A 16,603-nucleotide genomic window follows, 5' to 3' on the forward strand; every position below is an offset into this window, starting at 1 on the left:
CGGACAAGCAACAGCTTTTTTGAATTCTTAAGATTTTACCCATATGCAGCCCACGAGGCGATGATAACCCTGGCTACGGTAGTGGCGAGGCCTCTGGCTGGGGGAGGGGCGGGGGGCTGCTTATGCTATGGTGTGGAAAAAAATCGGCTTGACGAACCCCTGCGCGCCCGACGCGCGTCATCATGATAATTACTTCACTGCTTGACACCGATCTGTACAAATTCAGCATGATGCAGGTGGTGTTGCATCACTTTCCCGCTGCACAGGTCGAGTATCGCTATAAATGCCGCACGCCCGGCGTGAATTTGCAGCCGTATCTGGACGAGATCCGTGCCGAGGTGCACGCGCTATGCCAGCTGCGGTTTACCGATGCCGAATTGCAGTACTTGGGTGGGTTGCGCTTTATCAAGAGCGATTTTGTGGATTTTCTGCGCTTGTTCCACTTGCCCGAGCGCTGCATTTTCATCGGCGAGGGCGATCAGCCCGGCGAGATATCGATCACGGTGAAAGGTCCGTGGCTGCATACGATCTTGTTCGAGATTCCGGTGCTGGCCATCGTGAACGAAGTCTATTTCCGTAATACCCGTCGGGACCCGGATTGGGACGAAGGCCGCAAACGCCTGCAGTCGAAGATGCATCTGGTGTTGGATGATCCCGCGTTGGCCGATTTCCGGGTGGCCGAATATGGGACCCGCCGGCGCTTTTCCAAGCAGTGGCACGAGGAAATCGTGGCGACGATGAAAGCGCAGATGGGCAAGCATTTTGCGGGCACCAGCAATGTGCTGTTGGCGATGGAGCACAACGTGTTGCCACTGGGCACCATGGGCCACGAGTATTTGCAGGCCTGCCAGGCATTGGGGCCGAGACTGCGCGATTCGCAGGTGTATGCATTGGAGGTCTGGGCGAAAGAGTACCGGGGCGACTTGGGTATTGCGCTATCGGATGTCTATGGCATGGACGCGTTCCTGCGCGATTTCGATATGTATTTCTGCAAGCTGTTCGATGGTGCGCGGCATGACTCGGGCGATCCTTTTTTGTGGGGCGAACGATTGCTGGAGCACTATCGGAATAATCGTGTCGATCCACGCGCCAAGACGCTGGTGTTTTCCGATTCGCTGACGTTTCCGCGTGCGATCGAGCTGGCGCGACAGTTTGCGGGGCGTTGCAAGGTGTCGTTCGGGATCGGTACGAATCTGACGAATGATTTGGGCCACGAGCCGCTGCAGATTGTGATGAAGATGGTTCGCTGCAATGGCCAGCCGGTGGCGAAAGTCTCGGATGCGCCGGAAAAGACGATGTGCGACGATCCGGCGTATCTGGCGTATCTGCGCCAGGTGTTTCAGCTGCCGCCGGCTTGAGCGGGTGATTTTTTTGCCGCCGGCGCAGCGTGTTTTTTTGCCGGGCCGTTTGAAGGCTAGGCATTTCTTTAACGTACTCTTTGGGGATGTTTGATGAGTGGTATTAAGCGCGTCAATGTGGAAAAGCGTCTGTCCGATATGGCCGTGTATAACGGTGTTGCGTATTTGGCAGGTCAGGTGCCGGATGATGCTTCGCTGGATATGACGGGGCAGACGGAACAGGTGTTGGCGACGATTGATCGTTTGCTGGCTGAGGCGGGCACCGACAAGACCAAGATTCTGATGGCGCAGATTTTTGTGGCCAATATGAAAGAGTTTGACGCCATGAACAAGGCGTGGGATGCGTGGGTGCCGGCGGGCAATGCGCCTCCGCGTGCCACGGTCGAGGCGCGTTTGGCTAATCCTGACTTTAAGGTCGAGATTGTGGTGACTGCTGCTGTGGCTTAAGGAGGGGCACTGCGCTTCTTTCTTTTGAGGTAGTGATGGGCCGTCGTGTGGGAATGCGCGATGGCTCTTTTTGTTTTTTGGTAGCGTTGTTGGTGTTTAGGACGAGGTAGGGGTTCTATTGGTCGTCGAGCCGAGGCAATCGGCCCGGCCGGGCTTCACAAAGTCGGTCCGGCGCGCGGGCGCCGGACACCGTGTTCGCTCGTCTCGTCCGCGCCTTCGCGCTCCCTTCGACGTCCGCTCCACTCGACTTTGAGGCGCCCGGCCGGGCCGATTGCCTCGGCTCGACTGGCAGCAACTAGAATTCTCTGCATCGCTGGCACGACTTTCTTGCTTGGCGTTTTTTTGCAGCGCCCGGGAAGAGAGAAAGATCTTGCGGTGCTGCTTTCGGGGGACGCCCTGCGCGTCCCCCTCAAGCGATCGGTCCGGGCATGCGACGGGGTGGCGTGGTGCCAGTTGGAAGATCTGCTTGGCCTCGATCAAAGTTCACCCGTCAGCAAAGTAGCCGCCAGCAGGCCGCCGAGTTCCTCGCAGCGGGAGAGTGCGTCTTCAGGCGCGGTCTTGGGGGCCAGGATGGCTGACGGCGTCTGGGCGCCGTTGCGTTCTATGAGGGGCGGCGCGATGGCCCTCAGGCGCCAGCCGGTGCAGATGCGTTCGAGTTGGCGTGCGGCGCCTGTGCCGTCTGTGCCGGCGCTGATGGCAGCCGCATAGGGACGGCCCTGGATGTGGTCGAGGACGCCGTAGTAGCAGCGGTCCAGGCATTCTTTCATTTCGCCAGTGAGGCTGGCGAGGTTTTCAGGGGCGCAGAACAGATAGCCGTCGGCATTGAGCAGGTCGTCAGGGGACGTGTCCTGTGCACGCCGGAGGTGTACTTGCAAGCTCGCAACTTGTTCCAGCGCCTGGGCGGCGTCGCCAGCGCCACGCGCCAACGCCCGGGCCATTTGTTCGGCATAGCCGGTGCGGGAATGCCAGATGATGAGGAGGTGTTTCATGGCAGGGCTCTGTGTGCAGCGATAGCGGGCGCTCTGTGAAAATGAAAGGCGAAAGGCGAATGATCGGGTATCAGGAATGTCCGGGCTGTTCCGCGGGCGCTTCAGGAGAGTGCGGCCCTCTGTCTGCCGCCCGCGCCAACGGATCTTGGCGATAGTAGGCACGCAGCAATTCGTACCAATCAGGCAAGGCCAGGGCCAACGGGGCAGGATCGACAAAAAAATGTTCGGAACTGACTGCGAAGAATTCCGCCTCGTCGGTGGCGGCGTAGGGGTCCAGAGGCAGTTGGCTGTACCAGGGGGCGGCTGCTTCGCTTTCGGGATCGATGTCGCCGGGGATGGCAGCCTCGATCGTGTCCAGGGCGATGGTGAATTGGTCCAGGCTGCTGCTCAGAATACCGTGCCACGTGCGCGGGGACAGGCCGGGATGAGCGCTCAGGTCGGGAATGCCGTCAGCGTCTCCCGAGGACAGGTCCAGTTTATGGGCGAACTCGTGAATGATGACGTTAAAGGCAGTATCGCCAGGCAAGGTGTCTGCCCAGGACAGGATGACGGGGCCTCCCTCCCAGGCCTCGCCCGCGGCTTCTTCGTCGTATTCGTGGACGACGCCGGCATCGTCCTGGTGGGTGCGCGGGATGCTGAAACCTTCAGGGTAGACAATGATTTCGTCCCAGCCTTCGTAGAGGGTGGGCGATAAATTCAAAATAGGCAGGGCGGCCTGGGCGGCAATAGACAAGCGCATGAAGTCGCTGAGCATCTGGCCGCGTGCTCCGTTCATGGTCTTGCTGGCCAGAAGCCAGGCCGCGCGCGCTTGCAGTTGTTCGGCTTCTGCGGCACCGAGGGTTGCCAGAAAGGGATAGGCTTGCAGAACGTCGCGCCACAGTTCTGGCGTAATGCGAGCTTGCATCTGGGCGACTGCCGAGGCGGCTGCGCCCCGGCCTTTGAGCCATCGCAACATGAGTCAAAATTCCTTATCAACCGCGTGGGAGAGCCGTCACCACGCCTGGGCTTAGTGTAGAGTGTAGGAAATTTCCGCTTCTTAGCCTGCTGGTCCGTTTCGTTTGCGATGTCCGTGATTCCTGATTCTGATGCGTTCTCGCCTTTTGACGACGCGTGGCACCAGATGGCTGGGGCCGGCCTGGACGCCGACGCGTCCGCGCGCATCGAGCATGCTGTCGCTTGGGCCTTGCCCCAGTTCGCTGATCAGCGCGCTGCGTCCGGTGAGCCCCTGGCTACTCACGGGGCGGGGGTGGTGCGCATTTTGGCAGGGCTGCAGACGGATGTTGCAACACGTATTGCGGCGTTGTTGGCGGCCTTGCCTGCCGATTTGTCGGCGCCGGCTCCGCCCCTGCGCAATGATCCGCTGGCAACCGAGTTCGGCTCAGAGATCGCCCGTCTGGTACAAGGGGCGCGTGCACTGTTGCGTCTGGGGCTGGTCGCCCGTCACGCGAGCGACAGCGAAGCCGACACTGGCGACCAAAAAGAAATGCAGCGCAAAATGCTGCTGGCCATGGCGGCCGATCTGCGCATTGTGCTGATGCGCCTGGCCTCGCGTTTGCAGACGCTACGTTGGCACGCGGCTTCGAAAGAACCCTGCTCGGTGGCGTTCGCCCGAGAAACCATGGATCTGTATGCGCCGCTGGCCAATCGCCTGGGCATTTGGCAGGTCAAATGGGAAATGGAGGATTTGTCGTTCCGTTTTCTCGAGCCCGATCGTTATAAGCAGATCGCGAAGCTCCTGGAAGAAAAACGGGTCGAACGCGAGGCCTTTATCGAGGCGGCGATCGAGCGTTTGCAATCGGCGTTGGCCAAGGCCGGAATTACCGCCGAGGTGAGCGGGCGGCCCAAGCATATTTACAGTATCTGGAACAAGATGCGCCTCAAAGGGCTGGAGTTTTCACAACTCTATGATCTGCGGGCGTTGCGTGTGATCGTGGACGATGTGCGCGATTGCTATACGGCACTGGGCATGATCCACGATATGTGGACACCGCTGTCCGAGGAATTCGACGACTACATTTCGCGACCCAAGCCTAACGGTTATCGCTCGCTGCATACGGTGGTGACGGACGATGATGGCCGGCCGTTCGAGGTGCAGATCCGCACCCGCGAGATGCATCAGTTTGCCGAGTATGGGATGGCGGCGCACTGGCGCTATAAAGAGGCGGGAGCCAAGGGCGGCCAAGTCTCGGCATCCAGTGATTATGATCGCCAGTTGTCGTGGATGCGGCAGTTGTTGGCCTGGAATACCGATATCGAGGCAGGCGACGCAAATCAAGCCTCGGGCACACAGGCGCCGCAGGCGGGCGCGCGCGGCGCATGTGACGCTCAGACGGCAGGCGCGGCCAATCGGGTGCGCGACGAGCGTATTTACGTGCTGACTCCTCAGGCTCGCGTGATTGAGTTGCCCGAGGGGGCGACGCCTGTGGACTTTGCCTATCATTTGCATACCGATCTGGGACATCGCTGCCGCGGCGCACGCGTTGATGGCCAGATGGTGCCGCTGCAGACACATTTGGCGACGGGCCAGACGGTGGAGATCATTTCTGCCAAATCTGGCGGCCCGTCACGCGATTGGCTGAATCCGCAGTTGGGCTTTTTGGCCAGCCCGCGCTCGCGCGCCAAAGTGCGGATGTGGTTCAACGCCATTGAGCTGCAGCAGCGCATCAATACCGGCCAGGCGTTGGTGGAAAAGGAATTGCAGCGCCTGGGCAAGACGGCGATCAATCTGGAACAATTGGCGCAAAATCTGGGGTTTGCGCGGGCCGACGATTTGTATGTGGCTGCAGCGAAAGAGGAATTCAGTCTGCGCCAGATCGACGCGGTGTTTCAGGAGCCCGCGCCTGAGGCCGAACCCGACGCGTCGGACCTGGCCCATGCGCATAGCGCGGACAGCGCGGCCCGCAGCGGAAAAAGCGGGGTGCTGGTCGTAGGCGTGGGGTCGCTGCTCACGCAGTTGGCGCGCTGCTGCCGCCCGGCACCGCCGGACGAGATCGCCGGATTCGTGACCCGTGGGCGCGGCGTGTCGATTCACCGCAAGGGGTGCCGTAGTTATCAGGCGTTGGCCGAGCGTGAACCAGAGCGGATTATCGATGTCGCCTGGGGCGACACCGCCGAGACGTTTTACCCTGTGGATATCAGCGTCCACGCCCGTGATCGCCCGGGGCTTCTCAGAGATCTGTCCGAGGTGTTTGCGCGTCTCAGGATGAATGTGGTGGGCGTGAATACACAAAGCCGCCAGTCATTGGCGCACATGATTTTTACGGTCGAGGTGCGCGGCGGAGAGTCGTTGAACAAGGCATTGGCGGCACTGTCCGAAGTGTCCGGCGTGAGTTCTGCGGTTCGATATTAGGCGGGGGCGGGGTGCGGCCGGCTGGAAATCTTCGATTTCTCGCCTACACTGATGCTTTACTCCTAGAGGGCCATCACATGGATACGCGCACCTGGCTTGAAACCTTGGTGGGGATCGATACCACCAGCCGCAATTCGAATCTGGGTTTGATCGAAACCGTGAGGGACAACCTCAAGGCGCAAGGGGTGCAAGCGTGGTTGGCACATAACAGCGATGGCAGCAAGGCCAATCTCTTTGCTACCTTGCCGGCCAGTGACGGCGGTGAGCAGGGAGGCATTGTGCTGTCGGGGCATACCGATGTGGTGCCGGTCGATGGACAGAATTGGTCTACCGATCCTTTTACGCTCTCGGAATCCAACGGCCTGGTGTATGGCCGCGGCACCTGCGACATGAAAGGTTTTATCGCGGCGTCATTGGCGTTGGTGCCCGAGTTCCTGGCCATGCCGCGCAAAAAACCCATTCATCTGGCGTTTTCCTATGACGAAGAGGTCGGCTGCGTAGGCGCTCCCGTCATGTTGGCCGAGTTGCTCGATCGCGGTATTCGGCCGGATGGGTGTGTGGTGGGCGAACCCACAGGAATGCAGGTCGTGGTGGCGCACAAGGGGATCAATCTGTTTCGCTGTTGCGTTCAAGGCAAGGCGGCGCATTCGTCGTTGACCCCGCGCGGCTGCAATGCCATCGAATACGCGGCCCGGTTGATTTGCCGGATTCGCGAGGTGGCCGACGCCTTCAAGGCCAAAGGCCCGTACGACGAGTTTTACGACGTGCCGTATTCGACGCTGACGACCAATCTGATTCAGGGTGGCATCGCCGTGAACACGATTCCGGAGCGTTGCGAGTTTTCCTATGAGTTTCGTAATTTGCCGGGTACCCCGGCTGATGAGATTCAGGCGGAAATCGAACGCTATGTGCAAGAAACGCTCCTGCCCGCCATGCGCGCGGAATTTGACGGCGCGCGCATTGACATTCAAACGGGTGCCCAGGCTCCCGGCCTGGATGCCTCCGAGGCGGCAGCGATTACGCAACTGGTGCGTGCGCTCACTGATGATCGTGCCACGCGCAAGGTTGCCTATGGCACCGAGGCGGGCCTGTTTCAGGGACTGGGGATTCCCACCGTAGTCTGCGGCCCCGGACATATCGAGCAGGCTCATAAGCCGGATGAGTTCGTGGCGTTGGACCAGTTGGCCGCCTGCGAGAATTTTCTGCGTCGTTTGGGGCAATCGCTGGCGTAGTCTGCGCAGCAGTGATTGTTCAGACGCGAGCGTGGGTGGCGGGTCCGCCTGGCATGGGTTCTGACCAGGGTGGCTTGGCCGCCAGGTTGCGACAGTTGACCATTCCCGCCTGCTGAGGCGGCATTGGCCAGGCGCTGTACCTTGCCGATCCTGCCGAGGCTGTCCGCCTGCGTACGGACCCTATCGCCCCCTCGCGGGCGGACCGGCCCCCATCGTTTCGGCGTCTATGGCGCGCTCGGGTAAAATAATGGGTTGCGAAACGGGTTGAGCGGCGAATGCGGTGTTCGCCTCCTGCCCAGGAGAAACTTGGTGAATTCTTACGATCTTCCGGATGCCCAGGGCCATTTCGGCCCCTATGGTGGCGTGTTCGTAGCTGAAACGCTGATGCATGCGCTCGACGAGCTGCGTGCCGCGTACGACAGCTGCCGCGTCGATCCTGCATTCATTGAGGCGTTCAACTACGAGCTCAAGCACTTTGTCGGACGCCCCAGCCCGGTCTACCATGCCGAGCGCTGGTCGCGCGAGCTGGGCGGCGCGCAGATCTGGTTCAAACGCGAGGATCTCAACCATACCGGCGCCCACAAGGTCAACAATTGCATTGGCCAGGCGCTGCTGGCTCGCCGCATGGGCAAGCCGCGCGTCATTGCCGAGACCGGTGCTGGCCAGCACGGTGTAGCGACGGCCACTGTCGCGGCCCGCTACGGTATGGAATGCGTGGTGTACATGGGTAGCGAGGACGTCCGGCGCCAGGCTTCCAACGTCTATCGCATGAAGCTCCTGGGCGCGACCGTCGTGCCGGTCGAGTCGGGGTCACGCACACTGAAAGACGCCCTGAACGAAGCCATGCGCGACTGGGTGACCAACATCGAAAACACGTTCTACATCATCGGCACGGTGGCCGGGCCCGATCCCTATCCGCGCATGGTGCGTGATTTCCAGACGGTAATCGGCAACGAATGCCTGCAACAAATGCCTCTGGACGCCGGCCGCCAGCCGGACTACGTGCTGGCCTCGGTGGGCGGCGGCTCGAATGCCATGGGCATTTTCCATCCCTATATCCCCTACGAAGACGTCAAGCTGATCGGTGTCGAGGCGGCCGGTGACGGCATGGAAACGGGCCGTCATGCGGCATCGCTGGCTGCCGGGCAGGTGGGGGTGTTGCACGGCAACCGCACGTACATTATTCAGAACGAGGACGGCCAGATCCTGGACACGCATTCTGTCTCGGCGGGCCTGGATTATCCGGGAGTCGGCCCCGAGCATGCCTGGCTGAAAGATAGCGGCCGTGCCGACTATGTCGGAATTACCGACGAAGAGGCCTTGGCGGCTTTCCATGATTGCTGCCGCATCGAGGGCATCATGCCCGCGCTGGAGTCTTCGCACGCCATTGCTCAGGCCGTGAAAATGGCGCCTGCGCTCTCGAAAGACAAAATCATTCTGGTCAATTTGTCGGGCCGTGGCGACAAAGACATGCACACCGTCGCCGAGCGCGCGGGCATTCAGTTCTGACACCATGACTAGCCGAACCGACCGTATCGCAGCAGCATTTTCCCGTGTGGCCGAATCCGGGCGCGCCGCTGCGTTGATTCCCTATATTGCTGCGGGTGATCCTTCACCCAGCGCCACGGTGCCTCTGATGCATGCCCTGACGAAAGCGGGCGCCGACATCATCGAGTTGGGCGTACCGTTTTCCGATCCCATGGCCGATGGGCCGGTGATCCAACGTGCCGCCGAGCGCGCCATTGCCCAAGGTGTGGGACTGCGCCGGACACTGGAGCTGGTTGCCGAGTTTCGGCGCGATGATGCCGAGACGCCAGTGGTGTTGATGGGCTACGCCAACCCGATCGAACGCATGGGCCAGGCGGCCTTTGCCCAAGCCGCTCAGGCTGCCGGTGTCGATGGCGTGCTGGTCGTCGATTATCCGCCCGAAGAGGTCGATGCCTTTGCCGGCCAACTCGAGGCCTGCAGCGTCGCGCCGATTTTCCTGTTGGCGCCGACCTCGACCGAGGAACGCATCAAAGCGGTGGCACGTGTTGCGCGTGGCTACGTTTACTATGTTTCGCTCAAGGGCGTGACGGGGGCTGGCAGCCTGAACACGGATGATGTGGCCGAACGCGTGGCGTTGATCAAGCAGCACGTTCGCATTCCGGTGGGCGTGGGCTTCGGCATTCGCGACGCGCAGAGCGCCCAGCGCATTGCCGGCAAGGCCGACGCCGTGGTCATCGGTTCCAAACTGATCGAAACCCTGGAACAGGCGGTTGCCTCTGCGCCCGCCGGCCAACAGACCGAGTCTGCCGTTACCGCCGCCAGCCAGTGGCTGGCCGGTATCCGTCAGGCACTCGACCAAGTCAAACGAGACGGCGCCCCGGCCTGAGGCTGGCGCGCGGTTTCCTCATGGAAAAAGACAATGAGCTGGATTGATAAACTCCTGCCTCCTCGTATCAACAAGACAAATGACAGTGGTGCACGCCGTGTACCCGAAGGCCTCTGGGTCAAGTGTCCGTCTTGCGAGTCAGTGCTCTACAGCGAAGACCTCGCTGCCAACTTGCATGTGTGCCCCAAATGCGATCATCACATGCGCATTGGTTCGCGTGCTCGCATCGATTCGTTGCTGGACGTCGAGGGGCGGGTCGAGATCGGCCAGACCACGCGGTCGGTGGATTCGCTCAAATTCAAGGACACGCGCAAGTATCCTGAACGTGTCCAAGAAGCTATGAAGCAAACCGGCGAGACTGATGCGCTGGTAGTCATGAGCGGCGCCATTCGCGGCGTGCCGGCAGTGGTGGCCTGCTTTGAGTTCGAGTTCATGGGCGGCTCGATGGGCTCGGTCGTGGGTGAGCGCTTTGCGCGCGGAGCCCAGGCGGCGCTGGACAACAAGACCCCCTTCATTTGTGTGGCGGCCTCGGGCGGCGCACGGATGCAGGAAAGCCTGCTGTCGCTGATGCAGATGGCCAAGACCAACGCCATGTTGACGCGTCTGTCCGCGGCGGGGCTGCCATTCATCAGTGTCTTGACCGACCCGACCATGGGCGGCGTATCGGCCAGTTTTGCTTTTATGGGCGATGTCGTGATTGCGGAGCCTAAGGCATTGATCGGTTTTGCCGGTCCGCGTGTGATTGAGCAGACCGTCCGCGAGAAATTGCCCGAGGGGTTTCAGCGAGCGGAGTTTTTGCTGCAAAAGGGCGCCATCGATATGGTGGTTGACCGGCGTCAGCTGCGCGAGGAAATTGCCCGTCTGTTGGCGTTGCTCACGGATCAGCCTGCAGACGTCGTCGCCGCTTGACGCTTTGTTGTGCCAGATAGGCGATACCGGTGGCGCGAGATACTCGGGCGATATTTCCATATTGAACAGGAATGCGCCCGGTATTCACCACGAGATGTCGGATTTTCCTAGAGAACTGTTGTCTGGGTCATACATAGGTTGCAGACAATTGCCGAATTTCTGATAACTTAATGGCGCACCCCATTCAGGAGCTTTCATGCTGAGTTTCAATAATAAAAACATGCTGGCAGCTGCGGCTGCCTTGTCGTTGGCTGGCCTGGCGTGCTCGGCCCAGGCTCAAAGCCAGGGCGGCATTGGCCTGCATTATGGCGTGGGCGACCATTATTCGCGCGCCGAGTTGGTGTACGAAACCCCCTCCCTCGAGTTGTATCGATTTGGCGGTAATTGGGGTCATATTGACCTGAACGGCGAGTTCGGTGCGGCCTATTGGTCTGCCAATGGTTCGCGTGATCCGAGCCACGTCTGGCAGTTCAATGCGATTCCGATGTTCCGCTGGTGGATGAGCGATCGTTTCTATGTCGAGGCGGGTATCGGCGCGACATTATTCACGCACACCAGGTTTGCAGACGAGAATATCAGTACGGCATACCAATTTGGCGATCACCTCGGTTTGGGCTTCTTGGTCACGCCGAACAACCGCTTGGGTCTGCGTTATTCGCATTTTTCCAATGCCAGCATCAAACGCCCGAACCCGGGTCTGGATATCTTGCAGTTGACGTACACGTATCAGTTCTGATGTTTGGTGAAGCAGGGTAGTTCCCTGCCTTGTTCAATGCGCTTGCCGCCGTCTGTGCGGGCTATGTCGCAGCGGACCTGATAACGCGCAACCCCGGCTTCGGCCGGGGTTTTGTTTTTTGCGCCGTCTCTGAATGAGCGGAGGTGGTCAGCAATAAAAAAACGCCGGCATTGCTGCCGGCGTTTTTGGGGCTCGCGTGACGCTGGTTTATTGGCGCTGCGTTTCCACTTGCACCAAGGGGGCGTTCGAGGCCGGGGCGACCGGCTTGCGTTCGCGGCCCAGACGGGCTGGGACATGGCCGGCAGCGATACGTTGCTGCGTCTGCGCATGGCGTTCCGGATCGGTTTCTACCCATTTCAGACCCGCCGCGTGCACGACGTCGTGCAAGGACTGGTTCGACGTGGCCGGTGCTGCCGGTACGACGATGGGTTGCGAAGCCGCAGACGCTGCGGCAGCGGCCGTAGCAGGGGCTTGAGCGACGGGCGCAGCGGCCGCCGGAGCGGGCGTTGCAGCGGCTTCGCTCGCTGCGGCTACCGAGGTGGCTGCCGGGGCCTGGGGCGCAGCGGCACTGGCTAGAGCCTCTGTTGCTGTCGCATCCGCGAGGCCGGCCGGGACCGCCACCGGGGCGACAGGCTCGGACGCAGTGGGAGCAGCCTCAGGGCTCGCAGGCTCGTGGACAGGGGCCGGTGCCGAAGGCGCGGAGGCCACAGCTTCGGTCGCTGTTGATACGCTTGCCACAGGAGCAGTGGTCACCGGTGTGGTCGTGTCGGCCTCAGTCGATGGCGTGGCGGTAGCGGGCTCCGCCTTGATCGCCGCCGTTTGGACGGGTGCTTCGGTCGTTCCGGCCTGGTCTGCTGCTGCGATGACCGGGGCTTCGCCTGCTGCGGGTTGAGCCGGTGCTACGTTCGCCGCGGCAGGTTCGGTCGTCGCCGGTTGCTCAGTCGTCGCCGCGGAGAGGGTGTCAACGGGTTTGGCCGTTTCGGCAGCGGCGGCGTTGCGCACGGCAGCGGCGGCTGCCGCGGTCGTTGCAGCGGCTGCTGCCGTTGCCGCAGCCGCTGCTGCTGTCGCTGCGGTCAGCGGCTGTACGGCGGATTCCGACGGCGTCGTAGCTTGCGAAGCCGGTTGAACGGCGGACGGTATGTCTTGTGCTGCAGTCGCGGCCTGAGCGGCGTCGGCTGCTGCTGTGGCGGCGTCAGCCGCAGACGAGGCCTGCGTAGCCAGTGCGTCCGAGGATTCAACAGCATCGGCTTGGTCGTTACCTTGATCGTCGGCACTCTGCAGGGCCTGATCTTCTTGGCTGCGGCGGCCACGACGGCTGCGGCGGCGGCGGCGCTTGCGTTCCGGATCGCCGGTGCCTTCGGTATCGCTACCTTCGGTGGCGGCTTCGATCCCTTGGCTGTCCGTGACGGCGGCGTCCGTTGCATTTTCGGAGACGGTTACCTTCGGCGCTTGCGCTGCGTCGGCTACGCGTTGCGTGTTGGCGGCAACGGCTTGGTCAGTCCCAGCAGCGACGGCAGCTGTCGCAACGGCTGCGCCGGCTGTCAGTGCGTTGTCCTGATCGTTCAAGGAGACGTCTTGCTGGTTGCTGTCGTCGCGACGATTGCGACCACGGCCGCGGCGATTGCGATTGCCGCGCGGTGCCTCGTCTGCCGAGACGTCAGAGCCTTGAGCGCGATCTTGACGGGCGTTGTCGCGATCGGCGCGTTCTGCGCGTGCCGTGGACTCGGCCTCTACGCGCGCATTGTCGCGCTCGGCACGGGCCGGGCGGTCTGCACGGTCGTCATGACGGCGATTGCCGCGCACGTGATGACGAGCTGCACCTTCGGACGTCTCGCCGGCATCCGAGGCTTGACGAGCGTCGTTGTTACGGCGCTGGCGGTTGCGATCCGAGCCCTGGCGGTCGCCACGGCGTTCCTGGCCGTCCTGGCCGCGCTTGCCGCGAGCCTGGTTGCCACGCTTCGGTTCGTCTTTGGTTTCGGTCGGGGCCGGGGTCGAGCTGCCGCTCAGCCAGCCGAACAGGCGTTTGAACAGATTGCCCAGACTGAAGCCGGACGATGCCGCAGCAGGCGCCGCGGCGGGCGTCGATACGGGAGCGGGTTGCGAAGGGGTGATGCCCTTGACCAAGGCTTCGGGGCGCGCCTTGATTTCTTGGTCTTTCGGAGCCCAGGTCATGTCGGTCGACGGAGCCTCGGCCAGGTCGAAGCTGGTTTTGAGCTCTTCGAGGCGCGGATCGTCGTGACGCAGGCGCTCGATATGATGGTGCGGGGTTTCCAGGTGCTTGTTGGGGATCAGCACCAGATTGACCTTGAGGCGGGCCTCCATCTTGGTGATGTCGGAACGCTTTTCGTTGAGCAGGAAGGTGGCCACGTCAACCGGCACCTGGGCGTGGACCGCCGCGGTGTTTTCCTTCATTGCTTCTTCTTGCAGCAGGCGCAGCACATGCAGGGCGCTGGATTCTGCGTCGCGGATCACGCCGGTGCCGTTGCAGCGCGGGCAAGTGATGTGCGAGCCTTCGTTCAGGGCGGGACGCAGTCGCTGGCGCGACAGTTCCATCAAGCCAAAACGGGAGATCTTGCCCATTTGCACGCGGGCACGGTCGAAATGCAGGGCATCACGCAGGCGCTGTTCGACGGCGCGCTGGTTTTTGCTGTCCTCCATATCGATAAAGTCGATGACGATCAGGCCACCCAGGTCACGCAGGCGCAACTGGCGGGCGACTTCGTCGGCAGCCTCGACATTGGTGCGCAGGGCGGTTTCTTCGATATCCGCGCCACGGGTCGAGCGCGCCGAGTTCACGTCCACCGCGACCAAGGCCTCGGTGTGGTCGATCACGACGGCGCCGCCCGAGGGCAATTGCACGGTACGCGAGTAGGCGGTTTCGATCTGGTGTTCGATCTGGAAACGCGAGAACAGCGGAATGTCGTCGCGGTAGCGTTTGACGCGCTGGACGTTGTCCGGCATCACCACGCTCATAAAGGCGGTAGCCTGGTCGGCGATCTCGTCGGTATCGATCAGGATTTCGCCGATTTCGGGCGAAAAATAGTCGCGGATGGCCCGGATGACCAGGCTGGACTCGAGATAAATCAGAATGGGGGCGGCATTGTCGCGAGCGGCCGAATCAATGGCCGTCCAGAGCTGCATCAAATAGGACAGGTCCCATTGCAGCTCGTCGACATTGCGGCCGATACCGGCGGTGCGGGCGATGATGCTCATGCCTTGCGGCACTTGCAGTTGCTCCATCGTATCGCGCAGTTCCTGGCGGTCTTCGCCTTCGACGCGGCGCGAGACGCCGCCGCCACGCGGGTTGTTGGGCATCAGGACCAGATAGCGGCCGGCTAGCGAGATGAATGTGGTCAGGGCGGCGCCCTTGTTGCCGCGTTCTTCTTTTTCGACCTGGACGATCAGTTCCTGGCCTTCGCGCAGGGCGTCCTGGATGCGGGCGCTGCGGACGTCGACGCCTTCTTTGAAGTAACTGCGGGCGACTTCCTTGAAGGGCAAAAAGCCGTGGCGGTCTTCGCCGTAGTTGACGAAGCAAGCCTCCAGGCCGGGCTCGATGCGGGTGATGACGCCTTTATAAATGTTGCCTTTGCGCTGTTCGCGGCCGGCGGTTTCGATGTCGAGGTCGATGAGTTTTTGCCCATCGACGATGGCAACGCGCAGTTCTTCCTGGTGCGTTGCATTGAACAGCATGCGCTTCATGAGTGGTGTTCTCCGTTGTCATGACGCGCCGATATCGGCGCGTGACCCCGGGCCACTCGGGCTGCGGACTGAAGCAGGGCAAGAAAATCAAGCGTCAAACGGCCGCCGGGCTGCGCCCAGGCAAGGCCGCCGCCGGTCAGGCGGGCACATCGTGCCAGAGGGCACGTGGTTCTGTCAGCAGGGGAGTCAGTTTCACTAAGTGGTTGACGGAAAGGGTTGCTGTGAACGAACAGATGCGGCGAACGATCAGCCTGCGCGCACCTGGTGCTTTAAATTACGCGATGATTCTTGCAGTGCTTCAGAGCCGCTTGCGGCATGCAACGACTCAGCCAGGACGGCGGGCAAAAAGTGCCACACCACCGTCCGGCAGAGCGCGGTTGCGCCGGCGACCGAGAGGCCCCGGAGCTGAACCAGCAGGCAGCGGTACAATGACGGCCCGCGCGCTCGACGGAGACGCGTTGTTGCATCTCTACGCCGGGCGGCTTGTTCAGCCCCGTTGTTCAGCCCCCGATGTTCAGCCCCTCAAGGCTGTCCCGATTATATGTCGCTTTCCGTAATGCGCAAAGAAACCCCTGTCTCGACCTCGTCTGCACCCGTTGTCCGCCTCGTCGAGGTGGACGCGGAACACGACGGCCAGCGTATCGATAATTTTCTGCTTCGCCTGTGCAAGGGCGTGCCCAAAAGCCATATCTACAAGGCGATCCGTGGCGGAGAGGTACGAGTAAATAAGGGACGTATTCAGGCAGACTACCGTGTCGTAGCTGGAGATGTGGTCCGCGTGCCACCGCTGCGGTTGCCGGCGGCGGGTGAGGCCAGGCCAGTACCCGGGAGCGAATTTCCCATCGTATTCGAGGACGATGCTTTGCTCGTCATCGACAAGCCTGCCGGGGTGGCGGTCCATGGGGGCAGCGGCGTCTCATTCGGTGTCATCGAGCAATTGCGGGCGGCGCGGCCTGAGGCCCGTTTCCTGGAATTGGTGCATCGCCTGGACCGTGAGACCTCGGGCTTGCTGATGGTGGCCAAGAAGCGCAGCGCGCTATTGGCGTTGCACGCCATGCTGCGCGAAGGCAAAGGCGACAAACATTACCTCGCGCTGGTCGAAGGTGACTGGGTCAATGATCGCCAGCATATTCGGCTGGCGCTGACCAAATGGACCACCCAGTCCGGCGAGCGCCGCGTGCGCCCCGATCCGGACGGACAATCGGCTCATACCATCGTCACGCTACGGCAACGCTTCGGCCGTTACAGTCTGGTCGACGCGGAACTGCGCAGTGGGCGTACGCATCAAATCCGTGTGCATTTGGCGGCCAGCGGTTTCCCGATCATTGGCGACGAGAAATACGGGGTGGATGAGACGAGGGCACAATTTGCCCGTCAGGGCTTTAATCGCATGTTTCTGCATGCCCATCAATTGACCTTGCCGCATCCCTTGACCGGCGAGATCCTCAGGTTGACGGCTGAGTTGCCGCCGGCCTGCCGTAAGCTGTTGCAGCAGTTGGAGAATCAATAA

At 61.6% G+C, this 16,603-nt stretch carries 12 protein-coding genes; 9 read left to right on the forward strand and 3 right to left on the reverse strand.

The genetic code is table 11. The features are described from left to right. The first annotated feature begins 182 nt into the window (after window positions 1-182). Both pncB and ACYVIT_RS05910 read left to right on the forward strand, forming a co-directional pair. Window positions 183-1,358, forward strand: a complete 1,176-nt coding sequence (gene pncB, locus ACYVIT_RS05905; protein ID WP_415809011.1) for a nicotinate phosphoribosyltransferase — start codon at window positions 183-185, stop codon at window positions 1,356-1,358. Window positions 1,359-1,451: 93 nt separating this feature from the next. Further along, the gene (locus ACYVIT_RS05910) at window positions 1,452-1,805 is read left to right on the forward strand and encodes a RidA family protein (RefSeq protein WP_094820210.1); all 354 of its coding nucleotides are present in this window, start codon (window positions 1,452-1,454) and stop codon (window positions 1,803-1,805) included. 476 nt (window positions 1,806-2,281) lie between these two features. Here the strand turns inward: ACYVIT_RS05910 and ACYVIT_RS05915 are convergent, their stop codons facing one another. Next, complete coding sequence (locus ACYVIT_RS05915) at window positions 2,282-2,794, reverse strand: flavodoxin family protein (RefSeq protein WP_415808673.1); 513 nt, start codon at window positions 2,792-2,794, stop codon at window positions 2,282-2,284. 70 nt (window positions 2,795-2,864) lie between these two features. After that, window positions 2,865-3,749 (reverse strand): M90 family metallopeptidase, encoded by an 885-nt coding sequence (locus ACYVIT_RS05920; protein WP_415808672.1) that lies wholly within the window; start codon window positions 3,747-3,749, stop codon window positions 2,865-2,867. Between the two features lie 108 nt (window positions 3,750-3,857). On the opposite strand from ACYVIT_RS05920, the gene ACYVIT_RS05925 reads away from it, so the two are divergent. The 6 genes from ACYVIT_RS05925 to ACYVIT_RS05950 all read left to right on the forward strand — a co-directional run bounded on the left by ACYVIT_RS05925 (window position 3,858) and on the right by ACYVIT_RS05950 (window position 11,394). Beyond that, window positions 3,858-6,143: a RelA/SpoT family protein gene (locus ACYVIT_RS05925; RefSeq protein WP_415808671.1), complete on the forward strand. Its 2,286-nt coding sequence runs from the start codon at window positions 3,858-3,860 to the stop codon at window positions 6,141-6,143. Between the two features lie 77 nt (window positions 6,144-6,220). Further along, window positions 6,221-7,375: an acetylornithine deacetylase gene (gene argE, locus ACYVIT_RS05930; protein WP_415808670.1), complete on the forward strand. Its 1,155-nt coding sequence runs from the start codon at window positions 6,221-6,223 to the stop codon at window positions 7,373-7,375. Window positions 7,376-7,684: 309 nt separating this feature from the next. After that, on the forward strand, window positions 7,685-8,884 hold the full coding sequence (trpB, locus tag ACYVIT_RS05935) for a tryptophan synthase subunit beta (RefSeq protein ID WP_415808669.1): 1,200 nt from the start codon (window positions 7,685-7,687) through the stop codon (window positions 8,882-8,884). Between the two features lie 4 nt (window positions 8,885-8,888). Then, complete coding sequence (trpA, locus tag ACYVIT_RS05940) at window positions 8,889-9,749, forward strand: tryptophan synthase subunit alpha (protein WP_415808668.1); 861 nt, start codon at window positions 8,889-8,891, stop codon at window positions 9,747-9,749. Window positions 9,750-9,782: 33 nt separating this feature from the next. Next, entirely contained in the window at window positions 9,783-10,658 is an 876-nt protein-coding gene (gene accD / locus ACYVIT_RS05945) for an acetyl-CoA carboxylase, carboxyltransferase subunit beta (protein ID WP_415808666.1), read from the forward strand. A gap of 196 nt (window positions 10,659-10,854) precedes the next feature. Next, window positions 10,855-11,394 carry an acyloxyacyl hydrolase gene (locus ACYVIT_RS05950; RefSeq protein WP_415808665.1) on the forward strand — a complete coding sequence of 180 codons (540 nt, stop codon included), beginning with the start codon at window positions 10,855-10,857 and terminating at the stop codon, window positions 11,392-11,394. Window positions 11,395-11,601: 207 nt separating this feature from the next. Here ACYVIT_RS05950 and ACYVIT_RS05955 read toward each other — a convergent pair whose 3' ends face one another. Further along, window positions 11,602-15,093 carry an Rne/Rng family ribonuclease gene (locus tag ACYVIT_RS05955; protein ID WP_415808664.1) on the reverse strand — a complete coding sequence of 1,164 codons (3,492 nt, stop codon included), beginning with the start codon at window positions 15,091-15,093 and terminating at the stop codon, window positions 11,602-11,604. Between the two features lie 541 nt (window positions 15,094-15,634). Here ACYVIT_RS05955 and ACYVIT_RS05960 point away from each other — a divergent pair. Next, window positions 15,635-16,603 carry an RluA family pseudouridine synthase gene (locus tag ACYVIT_RS05960; protein WP_415808663.1) on the forward strand — a complete coding sequence of 323 codons (969 nt, stop codon included), beginning with the start codon at window positions 15,635-15,637 and terminating at the stop codon, window positions 16,601-16,603.

This window comes from Bordetella muralis, assembly GCF_054781015.1.